The 17,349-nt window shown below is 26.3% G+C and carries 15 protein-coding genes; 5 read left to right on the forward strand and 10 right to left on the reverse strand.

Features of this window, described 5'->3' with window-relative positions:
• Window positions 1-34 precede the first annotated feature (34 nt).
• The 3 genes from cplR to rd (OIF33_RS09880) all read left to right on the forward strand — a co-directional run bounded on the left by cplR (window position 35) and on the right by rd (OIF33_RS09880) (window position 3,321).
• Window positions 35-1,678, forward strand: a complete 1,644-nt coding sequence (gene cplR, locus OIF33_RS09870; protein ID WP_322504079.1) for an ABC-F type ribosomal protection protein CplR — start codon at window positions 35-37, stop codon at window positions 1,676-1,678.
• A gap of 234 nt (window positions 1,679-1,912) precedes the next feature.
• The gene (locus OIF33_RS09875) at window positions 1,913-3,133 is read left to right on the forward strand and encodes an FprA family A-type flavoprotein (RefSeq protein ID WP_322504080.1); all 1,221 of its coding nucleotides are present in this window, start codon (window positions 1,913-1,915) and stop codon (window positions 3,131-3,133) included.
• A gap of 26 nt (window positions 3,134-3,159) precedes the next feature.
• Window positions 3,160-3,321, forward strand: a complete 162-nt coding sequence (gene rd, locus OIF33_RS09880) for a rubredoxin (RefSeq protein ID WP_322504081.1) — start codon at window positions 3,160-3,162, stop codon at window positions 3,319-3,321.
• A 54-nt stretch (window positions 3,322-3,375) separates the two neighbouring features.
• On the opposite strand, the gene OIF33_RS09885 is transcribed toward rd (OIF33_RS09880), so the two are convergent.
• Both OIF33_RS09885 and OIF33_RS09890 read right to left on the reverse strand, forming a co-directional pair.
• Window positions 3,376-4,086 (reverse strand): Crp/Fnr family transcriptional regulator, encoded by a 711-nt coding sequence (locus tag OIF33_RS09885; RefSeq protein ID WP_322504082.1) that lies wholly within the window; start codon window positions 4,084-4,086, stop codon window positions 3,376-3,378.
• A gap of 214 nt (window positions 4,087-4,300) precedes the next feature.
• On the reverse strand, window positions 4,301-5,047 hold the full coding sequence (locus tag OIF33_RS09890; RefSeq protein ID WP_322504083.1) for an FAD-binding oxidoreductase: 747 nt from the start codon (window positions 5,045-5,047) through the stop codon (window positions 4,301-4,303).
• A 528-nt stretch (window positions 5,048-5,575) separates the two neighbouring features.
• On the opposite strand from OIF33_RS09890, the gene rd (OIF33_RS09895) reads away from it, so the two are divergent.
• Window positions 5,576-5,737, forward strand: a complete 162-nt coding sequence (gene rd / locus OIF33_RS09895; protein ID WP_322504084.1) for a rubredoxin — start codon at window positions 5,576-5,578, stop codon at window positions 5,735-5,737.
• An 87-nt stretch (window positions 5,738-5,824) separates the two neighbouring features.
• Here rd (OIF33_RS09895) and OIF33_RS09900 read toward each other — a convergent pair whose 3' ends face one another.
• From OIF33_RS09900 to OIF33_RS09925, 6 genes are all read right to left on the reverse strand, one after another.
• Window positions 5,825-6,535: a Crp/Fnr family transcriptional regulator gene (locus OIF33_RS09900; protein WP_322504085.1), complete on the reverse strand. Its 711-nt coding sequence runs from the start codon at window positions 6,533-6,535 to the stop codon at window positions 5,825-5,827.
• Window positions 6,536-6,589: 54 nt separating this feature from the next.
• Window positions 6,590-7,075, reverse strand: coding sequence for a GNAT family N-acetyltransferase (locus OIF33_RS09905; RefSeq protein ID WP_322504086.1), 486 nt, complete (start codon window positions 7,073-7,075; stop codon window positions 6,590-6,592).
• Window positions 7,076-7,243: 168 nt separating this feature from the next.
• Window positions 7,244-7,942: an iron-sulfur cluster repair di-iron protein gene (gene ric / locus OIF33_RS09910; RefSeq protein WP_322504087.1), complete on the reverse strand. Its 699-nt coding sequence runs from the start codon at window positions 7,940-7,942 to the stop codon at window positions 7,244-7,246.
• Window positions 7,943-7,987: 45 nt separating this feature from the next.
• Window positions 7,988-8,800 carry a DUF438 domain-containing protein gene (locus OIF33_RS09915; RefSeq protein WP_322504088.1) on the reverse strand — a complete coding sequence of 271 codons (813 nt, stop codon included), beginning with the start codon at window positions 8,798-8,800 and terminating at the stop codon, window positions 7,988-7,990.
• A gap of 223 nt (window positions 8,801-9,023) precedes the next feature.
• A complete protein-coding gene (hisS, locus tag OIF33_RS09920; protein ID WP_322504089.1) occupies window positions 9,024-10,319 on the reverse strand; it encodes a histidine--tRNA ligase in 1,296 nt (431 codons plus the stop codon).
• Between the two features lie 627 nt (window positions 10,320-10,946).
• Window positions 10,947-13,985, reverse strand: coding sequence for a glycoside hydrolase family 2 TIM barrel-domain containing protein (locus OIF33_RS09925; protein ID WP_322504090.1), 3,039 nt, complete (start codon window positions 13,983-13,985; stop codon window positions 10,947-10,949).
• A 304-nt stretch (window positions 13,986-14,289) separates the two neighbouring features.
• Between OIF33_RS09925 and OIF33_RS09930 the strand changes: the two genes are divergently transcribed.
• Window positions 14,290-15,126 carry an AraC family transcriptional regulator gene (locus OIF33_RS09930; RefSeq protein WP_322504091.1) on the forward strand — a complete coding sequence of 279 codons (837 nt, stop codon included), beginning with the start codon at window positions 14,290-14,292 and terminating at the stop codon, window positions 15,124-15,126.
• A gap of 216 nt (window positions 15,127-15,342) precedes the next feature.
• Here OIF33_RS09930 and OIF33_RS09935 read toward each other — a convergent pair whose 3' ends face one another.
• Both OIF33_RS09935 and OIF33_RS09940 read right to left on the reverse strand, forming a co-directional pair.
• The gene (locus tag OIF33_RS09935) at window positions 15,343-16,707 is read right to left on the reverse strand and encodes a glycoside-pentoside-hexuronide (GPH):cation symporter (protein ID WP_322504092.1); all 1,365 of its coding nucleotides are present in this window, start codon (window positions 16,705-16,707) and stop codon (window positions 15,343-15,345) included.
• 280 nt (window positions 16,708-16,987) lie between these two features.
• Window positions 16,988-17,146, reverse strand: a complete 159-nt coding sequence (locus tag OIF33_RS09940) for a zinc-ribbon domain-containing protein (protein ID WP_322504093.1) — start codon at window positions 17,144-17,146, stop codon at window positions 16,988-16,990.
• Between the last annotated feature and the right edge of the window lie 203 nt (window positions 17,147-17,349).

Below are 17,349 nucleotides of genomic sequence, written 5' to 3' on the forward strand. Positions count from 1 at the left end.
GTACTCTCCTGTAATTTATAGGAGGGATTTTTTTATGTCTTTAGCAAGGTTAAATAAAGTAAAAAAATATTATGGCGACAGATTAATTCTAGATATAGATAAACTAGAAATTTTAGATGGTGATAGGATTGGATTAGTTGGAGTTAATGGTGCAGGTAAAACCACACTTATTAAATCTTTACTTGGATTACTCCCTATTGATGAAGGGAATATATTTCTAACTAAAAGCTTTGCTTATATAAGTCAAAGTGAAAATTCTAATGAAGAAACTTTAAATAATAACTTTAAAAATGTCTTTAATGCTCCTTTTGAATACCATGAGTTTTTATCTGGTGGAGAAAAGGTCAAATTTAAGATAGCACAAGCGCTAAGTGAAAATAAACATTTAATTATTGCTGATGAACCAACAGCAAACTTAGATGAACACAGTATTGAAACTCTTGAAAATATGCTGAAAAACTATAATGGTGCACTACTTTTAGTATCTCATGATAGAAGATTTCTAGATTCATTATGTAACACTATTATTGAAATCGAAGATGGAAAAATCAAAGCTTATAAAGGAAATTATTCTAAGTACTTAGAATTAAAATCTTTAGAAAGACAAAGAGCTGAAACTGAGTACACTTCTTATATAAATGAAAAAAAACATCTTGATGATGCTATACTTAATAAACAAAACTTAAAAGATGGTCTTAGAAAAACCCCTAAAAGAATGGGTAATTCTGAAGCTAGACTACACAAAATGGGACCTCAAAGAGCAAAGAAAAATCTAGATAATAATATAAAAGCCTTAAGAAGTAGAATTGATCAACTTGAGGCTAAAGAGAAACCTAAAACCATAAAAGAGATTAAAATTAGAGTTCAAGATAATTTGAAAATAGCTTCTAAAAATCTTATAGAAGCTAAAGATTTTACATTATTTGTAGGTAATAAACTACTACTTAAAGATTCTAAATTTAAGATAAAAAATGGTAAGAAAGTAGCTCTTATTGGTAATAATGGTTGTGGTAAAAGTACCTTACTTAAAAATATTATTTCAAGAGAAAGCAATATAAAAGTCTTAGAAAATGTTGTTATAGGCTACTTTGATCAATCTCAACAAATATTAAAAGATGATGAATCAATACTAAAAAATATCCTTGAAGACTGCTCTTATGATGAAAGCTTTGTGAGAATAAACTTAGATGGTTTTGGTTTTAAAGGAGATACTGTCTTTAAGAAAGTTTCCTCCTTAAGTGGTGGTGAAAAGGTAAAAATAGCACTTTGTAAAATATTATTATCTGATAATAATCTAATCATTTTAGATGAACCAACAAACTATCTTGATATCAAATCTATGGAATCACTAGAAACAGCACTAATGAGCTGTAATAAAACATTGATCATAGTTTCTCATGATAGAAAATTCATCTCTAATGTATGTGATCATATTTTAGAAATAAAAGATAATGTTGTTCATGAATTTTCTGGTACCTATGATGAATATATAAACTTTAAGAATAAACCTAAGTTAGATTTAAAAGAAAGAGAAAATAAAGATAATATTCTTTTACTAGAAACTAGACTTTCTAATGTAATCTCTTTACTTTCAGTAGAAACTGATAGCACTAAAAAAAGTTTATTAGAAAATGAATACTCCGATTTACTTAAAGAATTAAAGAATTTTAAAAGATAAATTAGGTTAGGTCTGGAAAACTATTCAAAATAACCTTTCACTTAGAACAGAATTACTAACTTAAATATATAAAAATACCCTTAACAGAATTAAATTGTTAAGGGTATTTTTTATGTTTTTATAATAAATCGAATAATTTTTTACCATGTGTTTTTAATCACATTCAGTTATTTTATTATGTTTTAAACTAAAGTTGTAGATTTTCAGAAGATAAATTTAATAGGGAGGATGCTTATGAATACAGAAGTTAAGTTAAAAAATGATATTTACTCAGTAGGTGTTATAGATGATAGACCTGTTCCATTTCACAGATTAATATTAGAAAAAGGAACTACATATAATAGTTATTTATTAAATACTAAAAAACCAACAATTATTGATACAGTAGATTTAATATATACAAAAGATTTTTTAAATAATTTGAAAGAAATTATTGATTTAAAAGATATAAGTTACATAGTAATTAACCATACTGAACCTGATCATTCAGGTGCATTAGGTGGACTAGCTAGACAAGCTACTAATGCTAAAATAGTTTGTAGTGAAAAGGCTGTCTATCACCTAAAAGAATTATATAAATTACATGATAGAGAATTCATAGTAGTAAATGATGGATATACCCTTGATATAGGCGGAAAGACATTATTATTTAAAATGACTCCATATCTACACACAGAAGAGACAATGATTACATACTGTATAGAAGACAAAATTTTATTCCCTTGTGATATTTTTAGTACTCATCTTACTGCAAAAGAACATTTCTCAAGTAAGGCAAAAGAAGATATTACTGATGACTTTATAACTTACTATAAGCTTATAATGGCACCACATAGAAAATATGTTAGACCAATGATTGATATAGTAAAAAATTTAGATATAGAAATGATTGCTCCATCTCATGGTTATATACTAGATGAAGATATTCAAAAGTATATTGATATATATGATAAATATAGTAAGGAAACAAAAAAAGGTAAAAAAGCTACTATAGTTTATACTACAATGAGAAATGCAACAAAAAGAATAGCCGAAAAATTCAAAGCTGAATTAGAAAATGAAGATATTGAAGTTGCTATTTTTAATGCAGATAAAACTAATAAAGAAGATATATTAAACTCAATAAAAGAATCAGATGCCATATTATTTGGTACTTCAACTAAATATGGAGATTTAATAGGTTCTATTGAAGATATATTAAAAGAATTACCTAAATTAGATTTAAGTAACAAAATTTTAGGTGCCTTCGGTTCATTTGGCTGGAGTGGTGAACCTATAGAGATAATACAAGATTATTTAAATTCTACAAACGGTAATGTTTTAAATACTTCATCAATAATAAAATCTACTGGTATGATTGATGTTCATTTCCCAGTAAGAATTAGATTCTCATTAAATGAGGAATCAGAAAAAGAAGTTGTAAGAGCTGCTGATTATATCAGTTCAATAATATAATAATTACATTTTAGGAGGAATTAATTATGCAAAAATTTATATGTGATGTATGTGGATATATTTATGATCCTGCAGTAGGAGATCCTGATAATGGTGTAACCCCTGGAACTGCATTTAATGATATTCCAGACGATTGGGTATGTCCTCTTTGTGGAGTAGATAAATCACAATTTTCTGAAACTGAATAGTATTATATTATTAAAGAGACTAATAAATCTCTAGGGTTTATTAGTCTCTTTACTTTATTCGGCTAAACTTAATAAAGCTTCTTTATCTTTAACTATAATAGCCTTATTTCCTTGCAGATTTATTATTCCTGTTTTATCAAATTTTGATAGTTTTCTACTAACAGTTTCTCTAGTTATACCACAATAATTTGCCATTTGCTCTCTATTGAGTGGCAACTTTACATACACTCCTTCTTCAACTTCACAGCCATACTTATACATAAATTCTATTAATACATTAGCTATTCTTACTTCCACATCCTTAGTAGCTAAATTCTGTGCCAAATTTTCTGCTAAGTTTATTCTATTAGCCATTTCCTGTATTATTTTTATTGATATTTCTGGGTTTTCTAAAAGTATTTTATCCAAGCTTTTTTTATTTAATATGCACATTTTACCTGAAGTTATTGCGTAAGCCGAAAAATTACTAATATTACCATCAACAAAAAGATTATTTTCTCCAAAGAAATCCCCTTTAGATAATATATAAACAATCTGTTCTTTTCCTTCTTTAGTAATTTTGCATATTTTTACTTCTCCTTCTCTAATTAAGAAAAGCTTATCTGATATTTCACCTTCTCTACACAAAACATCATCCTCATCAAAAGCTTTATGTTCTGTCATATGAACTATTTTAAATAACTCTTCATCAGATAAGGATGAAAAAATAGCTATATTCCTAGCACAAGGTCCTTTATCAACTGCACAATTACAAATTCTAATCACGACTATATACTCTCCTTTTATCTTTTGGTATTCTATATTAATTTTAACAAATGATACAAATTATTTACAATACATATTTAATTAAATTACTATAAGTTTATATAAATTCATAAAAAAAGTAGCTAGCTAAAAAACTAACTACTTTACTTTTAATATTTTATCAAATTCTAAAATATAATAAATTATTTATCTATTGAAATCTTAAAAATAATTGTTAAAACTCTTCTTCCCCAAAAAATTCAAAGTTAATATTCTCCTCACTAACCCCTAAATTCTTTAAACTAGTATTTATACTCTTCATAAATAAAGTTGGTCCACAAAAGAAAAATTCTCCATTTAAAGGTAAGTTATTTTTAATCCACTCTTCTGTTATGAAACCTTCTTCATCATAATCTTTACCCTTAATATCACTTTTTAATGGATCACTAAAAAACTTGATTTCTTTAAAGTTTTTTATTTTCTTAATTTCTTGTACATCTGAATTTAAAGCCAAGTTTTCTGAATTTAAGACAGCTTCAACAAAATAAACCTCTCTATTTTGATATCTAGCTCCATACAGCATTGATAAAATAGGAGTTATTCCTATCCCTCCTGATAGTAGAACTAAAGGCTTATCACTATCTTCTGTTAATGTAAACTTCCCAAATGGAGGCATTGCTAATATTGTATCTCCCACCTTAATAGATTCATGAAAATATCCACTTACTTTTCCATTAGGTACTTTTTTTATTGTTAATCTATAATAATCCTTTTTTGGATCACCTGATAAGCTATATCTTCTCATTTCTTTTTTTATAACTTCATCATCTGTTTCTATTTTAAGTGGTAAAAATTGACCACATTTGTATTCTTTTAATGTTTCTTTATCAGTGGCTCTTAAATAAAATGATTTTATATCTTTTGCCGCTTCTTCTATTTTAAATATCTCTAATTGTCTAAATCCATTCCAAACATTTTCCATATTATCACCTCATCTACTTTATCCTGAGTTTCTAAGTCATTTTATAAAATAAGCAACAATATATGATTTAATTGAATATTTGATATAAATCCATATACTGTTACTTACAATTAAATTCATAATTTTAACTTCATATTTTTTATTGTATTCTAAGCTTAATAGATAAGTAAGAACTAAATTACTTTAAATTTGTACATCGAAATTCTTAATTTATAGGTTTTATACATTTTTCAGGGTTTAATAAAAATAGAAACTAAAATTATAAACTTATTAAGCTTTAAATATTATACATATTAAGCTATTAATTTGTGCCCATATACTAATAATATGTAATATGAACTTCTTAGTTTCTTACTTCTCTATTACAAGGTTATTATATCCAGAATAATTAATTTGAAATATGATTGGTGTCACATTAAATAAATTATATTTATTAGATATTAAATCTTCTATTTAAAACATAATTTATTTAATAATTAAACATACTAAAATAATATGATTACTATAAAATTTAAGGAGGTCTTAATTATGGAAAAATATATTTGTGATGTTTGTGGATATATTTATGATCCTGCTGTAGGAGATCCTGATCACGGTGTAGCACCTGGTACTGCATTTAAAGATATTCCAGATGATTGGGTATGTCCACTTTGTAAATTAGATAAAACTCATTTTTCTAAAGTTGAATAATATTAAGAGCTATATCAAATCTCAAAACTTATAAATACTCTAATTCTATTTAAAAAGTTTTGAATCATTTGATATAGCTCTTTTACTTTACTCAGCTAAGCTTAATAAGGCTTCTTTATCTTTAATAATAAGCCCCTTATTACCTTTTAATTTTATTATTCCCATCTTATCAAATTTAGAAAGCCTTCTACTTACTGTTTCTCTTGTTATACCACAATAATTTGCTATTTGTTCTCTATTAAGTGGCAATTTTATGTATATCCCTTCTTCTTTTTTCTGACCGTATTTATCCATAAATTCTATTAATACTGTTGCTAGCCTTGCTTCAACATCCTTAGTTGCTAAAGTCTGTGCTAAATTCTCAGCTGAATTTATTCTATTAGCCATTTCTTGTATTATTTTTAATGATATCTCTGGATTTTTTAGAAGTATTTTTTCTAAATTTTCCTTTTTTAAAATACATAACTTTGCATCTGTTATTGCATAAGCTGAAAAATTACTAATGTTATCACTTGTAAAAAGATTATTTTCTCCAAAGAAATCTCCTTTAGATAATATATAAACTATCTGCTCTTTTCCTTCTTTAGTAATTTTACATATCTTTACCCTTCCTTCTCTAATTAGGAAAAGTTTATCTGATTTTTCTCCCTCTCTACATAAAACATCATTTTCTTTAAAGCTTTTATGCTCAGTCATATTGACTATTTTTAATAACTCTTCATGAGATAGTGTTGAAAAAATAGCTATATTCTTAGCACAAGGTTCTTTACATGAGCCACAATTACATGATTTCTCCATACTCTTACCCGCTCCTTATTATTCTTTAACTTATTCTATATCTTTAATATACCTCTAATCAAATAATAGTATCATATCATTCCATTTTGCTCCACCATGTGAAGAATCTGAAACTCCATGATTCTTAAATCCAAACTTCTCATAATAGTGTACTAAATGGTCTTTACAAGTAAGCACCATTCCCTTTTTCCCACGCTCTTTGGATAATTCTATAAGACGATTTAATAGTTTTTCTGCAACGCCATTCTTTCTGAATTCTAGTAGTACATCAAGTCCAAATACAGTTTGGTAATCTCCATTTGGATTATGTAATTTAGTATCATGATACAGTTCATCTGGTAATTCAGGTTTATCTGTAGTGCATCCATTAATAAAACCAATTACCTTTCCATCTTTAACTGCAACAATAAAATTTTCTTTAAAAGCATCAAATCTTTTACGAATATCCTTTTCCTTTGCAGCTTCTGCTACTGGGAAACATTCACCTTCAATAACTATGATTTCTTCTAAGTCTGCTCTATTAGCCTCTCTAATTTCCATAATCATTCTCCTTTTCAGTTTTTACATAACTATATATACATTATAAGAAAATATATTAGAAATTAACAATTTTAATATATAACAAATACCAGGTTGAAAGTAAATATTATACTTTCAACCTGGTATTATTATAAACTAACTTAACTTTATACATGTTTATACACAATACTAATATCTTGGGAATAATATATTATTTTCTTTATGAATGTGTATAAATAAATCTTTTTCTAAGTCATGTAGATTATCATATAATAATTTGAAACTTACACATCCCCACTCTGGAACTTTATAATCATCAGTTACTTCTGCTAATTCTTTTAATATATCACCAGCAGCCTCATGCTCACTAACAATCATTCTTATATCTTCTTCTATTTCTTTCTTTTCTTTTTTATCATTTGTTTGATCATATTTCATCATTAATGGGAATAAAATCTCTTCTTCTTTAAGTAAATGTTCTTCTAATTCACATTTTAATTGTCCAAAAAGTTTATGAACTTTCATTAAAAGCTCTGGTCCATGTGAAAAGTGAACTCTGAATACTTTAACCATTAATGGATCTATCTCTTTTAATAATCTAAAAGTAGTTGCATGATGAGTTTCAACTATATGTTTTATTAACGCTTCTGAAGATTCTTCTCTCCAATCTACATATTGAGAATTTTCAAATTTAAATTCTTTAAACTCTTTATTTAATTCTTCAACAAATTTATCAGTATCAATACCTTTTTTCTTAAGAGCTGATTCTAAGCTCTCACTTCCACCACAGCAATAGTCTAATTCCATATCATTAAATTTTTTAACAACTGCTGGGTAAACAGTAACAACCTCTCCTAAACTAAAGTCTTTTCTAATTAATTTTTCCATAGTACTTTCCTCCTAATTCTTCATTAACATCTTTTTATCTTAAACCTATTTTTCTATACATTCTTTTGGAGTAAATGGACAATATCCTATCTCATCACATTTTTCTCTCATACTCTTCCAAAGATTTTCATCCTTTATAGCTTCTAAAGCTGTTGGATATAAAATATAATTTTCTTTAAATATATGATCCTTAAGTTCAAAGCAAATTTCTTTAGATAAAGATTGCATATTATCTTTAAAGTCTTCAAAATCAAGATATTCAACTACTTTTATTAATTCTTTTAATCTTCTCTTTTTCTCTCTTAATTGATCATGTTCTAATCTCATTATTCTTGTTGGTCCAGTAATTTCTCTTTTTTCTAACTCTGGGAATAACACATCCTCTTCTCTCTTATGATGAAGTTCTGCATCTAAAATACCTTGTACTATTTCTAAAGCCTTTGAGAAATCTTCACTTTCTTTACTGTACTTGTCCATCTTTACTATTTTATTAGTAACTACTTCAAGCTCTTCTAATAAACCTAATATCTTTGTATGCTCTTCAACTAAAGTATCTAAGACATGGCCCCTTGATATATTACTTTTTAACTTTTCAAGTTCATCTTTAAGTATTTCCATATGTATATCACATAAATGTCTTAATTCACTAGGTTCCATTCCATCATCTATTAAGTTTTGCTCTGCAATTGATAGTTCTAATGGATCTATTGCCTTTACAATATCTAATCCTTCTTCTTTTAATTCTGGAGTTATTCCATCTTTGTTTATTCTTCTTAAGAAATCTGTTAACATATTGATTCTTTCAGAATCAATAACCTTTGTTTGTCCATTTTTTAATAATATTTTTTTATTTTCCATATATAAATTTCAATAGCACATTAATTTATGCTAATTACTTCCTCCTATAAAATAAAATTTCCTCGTTACTTATTGGCTTATTGCCTCTCTCTTATGATGCTATTATAATTTCAAAGTACTAATTTGAAATATGACTGGGGTCACATTAGAAAAATTATATAAAAAAACATGTAGAATATTTAATCTACATGCTTTTTTTATTGAATATTATTTATTAATTTAATTACATATTAGAAATTCTAACAACTCTATCTTCACCTGATTTCATATTTTTTATCTTAATACTATTATCTCTCTCCTCTTCGTCACCAATTAAGATTACATTTTCTACTCCTAATTTATTGGCATACTTCATTTTTTTCTTTAAAGAATCCTCTTCAAAATAAATCCATACATTATATTTTTTTTCTTGCAGGTAATTCATAACTTTCAAACTATACTCTATAGTCTCTCCTATAGGTATTATTAAGTAATCTTTATCACTCTCAAAGCTATAATCATCTATAAAACCAATTTCTTTTAAAACAAAAAACAATCTTGTTATTCCTATTGAAATACCCACTCCTGGCAATATATTCTCAGTGTAATTCTCTGCTAGATTATCATATCTCCCTCCTGAACAAATAGATCCATAAGTTTCATTTCCTAATAGCAATGTTTCAAAAACCGTTCCAGTATAATAATCTAACCCTCTTATTATTCTTAAATTTATATCAAACTCACTTTCAGTTACACCTAATAAGTTTAAAGTTGATATAACTATTTTTAATTCTTCTACTCCATCAGTAAAATATTTATTTTTAATATTAAGCCCATCTAACTTATTAAATATATCCTGGCTATTTCCTTTTGTGCTTAATATATTACTTAAATAATTACTTTTTTCTTTGCCAATAAGATCATTTAGTTCTAACTGAAAATTTTCCTCTCCTATTTTGTCAAACTTATCAATTAATATCATTACTTCATTTAAATTTTCAATTTCAAGTTCATTTAATACTCCTTTTAATATTTTTCTATTACTTATTTGAAATTTATAGTCTTTTAATCCAATCTCTTTAAAAGCTTTAAAGGCTAGACTAATAACCCACGCATCATTTCTTAAACTTAAGCTTTCCTTTCCAATAACATCAACATCACATTGGTAAAATTCTCTATATCTTCCCCTTTGATTCCTCTCTCCCCTATAAACCTTACCTATTTGGTATCTTCTAAATGGGAAAGCTAATTCATTATAGTATTGAGCAACATATCTAGCAAAAGGAACTGTTAAATCAAATCTTAATGCTAAGTTATTCTTTCCTTTTTGAAAACTATATACTTGTTTTTCTGTTTCTCCTCCACTTTTAGCAAGTAATACATCTGCCTTTTCTATTATTGGTGTATCTATAGGTAGACATCCATTTTTCTCATAAACATTTGTGATTTTATTTACTATATCATTAAATATTTCTTGTTCTCTTGGTAATAACTCCATAAATCCTGGTAATATACTTGGTTTAATTATATTCTTCTTCATCTTTATCACTCCATTCAAAATCTTATTAATAAAAGTCTACATTTAAAATTTATTTTCAACTAAAACTTACTTTTATTTTTAACTCTATTTTAAGTGAGTGTTGATTTCTAGCTATACCTAAAAATCAATACTAGTTCAAAACAGAGCCTTATCTTTAAATCAATACTGATTTAAAACTGTACATCAATAAGTAATTTACTTAACTAATAATAAAATAAAAAGCCATGTAGGCAAAATATCCTACATGGCTTAATAAATTATGATTACACTTAATTTATCATTACCAGAGTAAGATACAAGCCTACTTGAAATAGACTTGTATCCCATCCGGACCAAGTCTCTAGTAATGATGATGTATTTTATTTTCTTTAATCATATTAAGTGTTCTCATAATTATCCTCCTAAAATTTATTAGTATTATTATATGCTATACTTTAGCATAATTCAATTATTAAATATATTAATGCTATCAAATTTTTATTATAAGTTATATAAAATTTGTATTACCACTTGCTCTTTTAGCTGCACTTATTATAACTATATCTCTACCATTTTGCTTTAACATATTGCTGTCTACACAAATTATTTTTAAATAATCTATGAGACAGCAATATACTTACCATATATTTAATTATTTTTTATATCATCTTTTACAAATTTCAAGTAAAAATCATAAGAAAATTCTTTTTCATTAAGTCTATATTCTTCATCTAAATCAGGACCACAGCTGTTTGAGCCTATACCACTTTGCTTATAATCTATAATTAAATAAGTTGCCTCCTCTTCATTTAACTCAAAATTATGTTCTACATTAGTTAATTGATTTAGAGAAAAGTGTGAAACATTGAAAGCAAAGTCATCTTCTGATAAAACATAAACTTTACTTTTTTCATTATTAATAGATACTTCTCTACAAAAATGATGACTACCATTCTCTTGAGGTCTTATATAATCTTCGTGCATTTCAGAAACTTTTGAATTAAATCTCCCTAAATAGCAAGATGAGTTTTTATCTATATAATTTTCATATGGTCCAAATCCAAAGTAACTTACTTCTTCATAGGACTTGTCTAGCTTAAGTTCCACACCGAATCTTGGTAAATAAGGTGTTTTCATATTTTTATTACCTTTAACATGACACTTAATTAATCCTTCTGAATAAATACTCCATGTTACCTTAATATCTAAGACTCTTTCTCTATATGGTGGTATCAAGCTTAAATCACTAGTTATCTCCACCCTATTTGAAAACTCCTTAATTTCGCTATTATATACTCGTGTAGTAATTTGATTAAAACCAGCTTCAATCCATTGATTTTTAATCTTTCTATCATTATCTGTAGGTGCTCTCCAAATAATAAACTCCATTGGATCACTTATAAATACTTCTCCTAATGATTCAATAAAATCAAAAGTTCCTGTATTCTTATTGTAATTATAATTAAACTCATTATTTATAACTCTAATTTTATTAACTGTTTCTTCTATATAAAACTTTTGTTCATTAATAGTAGTTTTTATAAATTTATTAACAGATGCGATCTTCTCTACTTCATTCTTTATTATAAACTGGTCATGCCCTAGTACAACCCCCTGTTCATAAAGAGAGTTATTATATATTATTTTATACTCAAATAATATAGTGATAATTGCATTTGGTAATCCTGATATATTTAAATCATACCATTTTTCCTCTTTTGCCTTTAAACTTTCTAAACTTATCTTATCTAAGAAAATTATCTCTCCATCTAAAAGTACTTTATAGGTAACATCTAAAAATTCACCAGCATTCTTAAAATCAAGCATATTTTTTAATTTAACTCTTCTATTAACTTGATCAAATTCTAATGCTCTTATAGGTCTATTAATGTTTTTATATTCTAATAATCCAGTATGAGGAGTTCTATCTGGATAAACTAAACCATCAACACAGAAGTTTCCATCATGATTTTTCTCTCCAAAATCTCCTCCATATCCATATGCTTTTTTGCCCTTCATATCCTCTTTAATAAGTATTGCATGATCACACCATTCCCAAACATATGCTCCTGCAAACTGATCATATTTTTGAATCATTTCATCATAATCTTTTAATCCACCAGGACCATTTCCCATAGCGTGGGCATATTCACATAATATTAATGGCTTGTCTATTCCTTTTTCAAAATAATCCTTAATTTCCTCTATACCTATATACATACGACTAATAACATCAATATTAGTAAAATCATTTTTTCTTTCTTTACTAGCATAATATGCACCTTCATAATGAAGTGGACGTGTAGGGTCTAATTCCCTAGCATATTCTAATCCTCTTTCAAAATTACATCCAAATCCTGATTCATTTCCAAGAGACCACATAAAAATACAAGATCTATTCTTAAAAGGAACTATAGATGAATCAACTCTATCAATAATAACCTTCTCATAAACTTCATCATCAGCTATCATATTATAATTATCTAAATATCCTAATCCATATAATTCAACAACTCCATGAATTTCAATATCAGCTTCATTCATAACATAAAAGCCGTACTCATCACATAACTCATAAAAAATTGGAGATTTAGGATAATGAGCAGTTCTTATAGAGTTGACATTACACTCTTTCATTATTTTTAAATCCAAAATCATATCATCATATGTCATAACATATCCTTTAGTTGGATTGCTGTCATGATGATTAACTCCTCTTAACTTTATTGGAGTATTATTAATTTTTAAAATAGAATTCTCTATTTTAATTTCTCTCATACCTATTCTTTCTTTTATAACCTCATGCTCTGTTTCAATTAACAAAGTATATAAATTAGGTATCTCAGCACTCCAAAGTTCTATATCTTTAATATTTATTTCTGCTTTATTATTATCTATATTTCCAGATGAAACTATATTACTTTTAGGATCTAACAAATAATATTTAACTTCTGGATTTTCTATCGTAGATAAAATCTCAATATCTAACTTTCCTTCTTTAACTAAAAAATCTATACTTTGAGTTATTTTATAATCAACAATTCTTGACTTTGCTCTTCTCAATATATACACATCTCTAAAAATTCCAGACATTCTAAATTTGTCTTGATCCTCAAAGTAAGTACCATCACACCATTTTAAAACTAAGACTGTAACTGTATTTTTACCATTTACCAAGAACTCCGTAATATCAAACTCAGATATGCTATGAGATATCTGACTATATCCAACAAACATTCCATTTATCCAAAAATAAAAGCATGAATCAACCCCTTCAAAATTTATATTATAATCATACTTTTCAGGAAGTATCTCAACTTCAAAATCTTTCTTATAAATTCCACATGGATTATTTATAGGAACAAAAGGTGGATCATAAGGAATAGGATATTTAACATTAGTATATTGATTATAATCATATCCATTTAATTGCCAAAGAGAAGGCACATCAATATTGTCTTTAAAACTAATTTCGTTTATATCCTTAAATTCTTTTACTTTTTGTAAGCTATCGAAATAACTAAATTCCCATTTACCATTAAGTAAAAAAAAATTATCTTGCTTACTTCTATCTTTAATATTAAGAGCCTCATCAGTGTTTACAAATGGAATATAATAACTTCTTCTTGGCATCATATTTACATGTAGTTTAGAAATATCTTCATGGTATTCATTTTTTAGTATCATTTTACCCTCCTAATACATTTAGCATCATTATGTACTTATGAATCATAATTATATATTTATGAAACATAACTCCATATAAATCATTTAAAAAAATATTTTTCACCCATAATTTAATATTAATATGTAAATTAATCTTTTAAAATAGTTATAAAGTTCTAAAATATGTTATAATGTTTCTTATTAAATTCAGATTTTTTCAAACACTATAGATAATTAATATATTATTGTATCAAGACTTTATTTATATGTTTGATATAAAAACTTAATATAAAATTAGCTAGTTTTATAGGTTTAGGAGGTACAAATGCAAATACTGTGGAAAAAATATACAAAAGAAAACTTTGAAATGAATGTAGATGAATGTGGTATAGAACAAGGTATCCCAGGCTTAGGCTATAAATATGAAGTATCTAAAAATGCCGTTATACATTATGTAACTAAAGGATATGGTACATTTAAATTTAATGGTAAAGTATATAATTTAAAACAAGGTGATATATTTATACTGCTAAAAGGGATGAATGTTGAATATGTAGCCTCCATAGATGATCCTTGGGAATACTACTGGATAGGATTTAGTGGTTCAAATGCTAATGAATATTTAAATAGAACTTCTATTACTAACTCTTATGTTGCTAATTGTAAATCAAATTCAAAAATCTCCCACATAATATTAAATATGTGTGAAATATCAAAGACTTATAATCCCTCATGTTCCGATGACATACTATTATTAAAGGAACTTTATTCATTATTGTACACACTTATAGAAGAATTCCCAAAGCCTTTTGATTACAAAGATAAAGAATTACATACATATATTCAAGATGCTCTTAATTTCATTAATTCTAATTATATGAATAGTATAACTGTTCAAGAAATTGCTGATTATGTAAACCTAAGTAGAAGCTATTTATATAAAATGTTCATAAAAAACCTTGGAATTTCTCCTCAAAAATATTTAATAAATCTTAGAATGTATAAAGCAACTCTTTTATTAAAAAGCACTAAACTACCTATAGGAGAAGTTGCCAACAGTATAGGATATAGTGATTCCTTATTATTCTCAAAAACTTTTTCAAAGCATTTTTCAATGTCTCCATTACATTACAGAAATAACCAAATGAATAAAGTTAAGTAATAGTTTTATGTTATTTTTTATATAGATATTGATTTTGAACTGACCTTTTAGATTAAAAATCACACAAGTTAAAACAAAATCTAAAAATAGCTGAAAATAATTTCTTATATAAATCTAAAATCAATACTAATTTAAAATCTATCAAAAACTTAAAATATAAAAAGTATAAATGAAGCTTAACTAAAACTTCATTTATACTTTTCTTTAAACCTATTATTAACTTACTCTTGTAATACCATTTTTCAAATCATCAACTATTGCTTCATATTCTGCCTCTGATAAATTATATCTTCTTAATAACATAAAGCTTATTATTACAATAACACATGGAACCAAAGTCTGTATTAAATGAATTCCATTTAAAGTAAATGTAGATTGAGTTGAATCTGCTGTATAACCAATATATGCTAATATGTATCCACATAAGGATCCCCCAATAGCACTAGCAATTTTACTTTTAAATATATTTAAAGAGAATATCATTCCCTCTGATCTCTTTCCTGTCTTCCATTCACCATACTCAACACAATCAGCAACCATTGAAGTTAGAGTTATATATCCTGCTCCATCAAAAATTCCACTTATAAAGTTTATAACTATCATTAAAGGTAATGAAGAATATGATAGTAAAAATATTAAAAATGATCCAGCTGCACCAGCTAATAATCCTAAAAGTGCAGTATTTCTTTTACCTAACTTTTTTGTTAAAAATGGTGACATTACTCCACCTAATATACTTGCTCCCATACCAACTGAACTAACTACTGGAATCATCATTTCTGCATTAAAATTATATTTTACATAATATATAGCTATTGTATTTTTTATTGATCCACTTAGTTCTAACACTAACATTGATAATAAAACTATTCTTAAAGGCTTATTTGTTTTTAATAGATTTATAAATTGTTTAAACCCTTGTTTTTCTTTTTTCTTAGCAGCCTTATCATTAATTTCTCTAATTCCAAAGGCAGTAATCCAAGTAAATATAGTAGCAAAACAAACATATATTATTGTCACAGTTGTCCAACTTCCAATAATTGATACAAGAGGTATAGTAAGTGTTAGAATTATAAAATTACCTACATACGCTATTGTTCTCGCTGATGTAACAATCTTAGTTTTTCCCTCAGAAGATCTTGTAATATTGGCAGATAATGACCAATATGGTATATCCATAGCAGTAAAAGATATGCCCCAAAATATATATGCTATGTATATCCATATAATTTTACCACTATAACTTAAATCTGGTGCTGAAAAGCACATGATTGTTGCTATTCCCATGAAAATAGGAACAACAAACAGATAAGGTCTACTCTTTCCAATTTTAGTATTAGTATTATCAACTATAACCCCCATTATAGGATCTGTTATTGCATCTATAACCCTTGCCACCAGAAATAATGTTCCTATGGCAGCCGCTCCTACTTTAAAACTATCTGTTAAAAAAATTAAAAGATAGGAACTAATCAATGCATATATCATATTATTTCCTAAACTTCCCATACTATAAGTAAGTAAAGTCTTTATAGAAACATCATCACTTTTGTCAATTTGTCTATTTCTTAGTGTATTCAAACCATCACCTCTATATTTTACTAATAAAATCTTTGTAATACCCGTTTAATTAAACCACTTAAAAGAAATCGATTTCTTAATCTTCGTATATATTATTACAAAATTTTGTTAATAATCAAATAGAATTAAGTTTCTAAAATATTGATTTATATTTCCTAATTAAATATAGAGTGTATTTATAAACTTTAAACTCTGAATTATAATATAATTTATATTTTGAATTTATAATGAAATATAAAAAAGGCTGTAGTTTAAAACTACAGCCTATAACAATCTAAAATTATCTTCTATTTTGTTGTTGTTGTTTCTTAGCTCTTCTACAAGCTAAACATCTTGTTGGCTCGTTATCGAATCCTTTTTCTTTGTAGAATTCTTGCTCTCCTACTGTAAATACGAATTCACTTCCGCAATCTCTACATACTAATGTCTTATCTGTCATATTATATTCCTCCTAAAATTAAAGATTCTAAATTGATATAATAATCTCTAATCTACGAGAAACTATTTATCTAATTAAAACTTTTTTCTTTTTTATTAGCATTTCTGCTACTCATTTATAATAACATGCTATTTATTTTTTTGCAATACTTTTTTAAAAAATTATTCAAAAAAATTTTTAATTAATAATTGATAGCTTATATA

Origin of the sequence: Clostridium sp. LIBA-8841, assembly GCF_034439435.1 — a bacterium.
In the GTDB taxonomy this organism is placed as follows: Bacteria; Bacillota; Clostridia; order Clostridiales; family Clostridiaceae; genus Sarcina.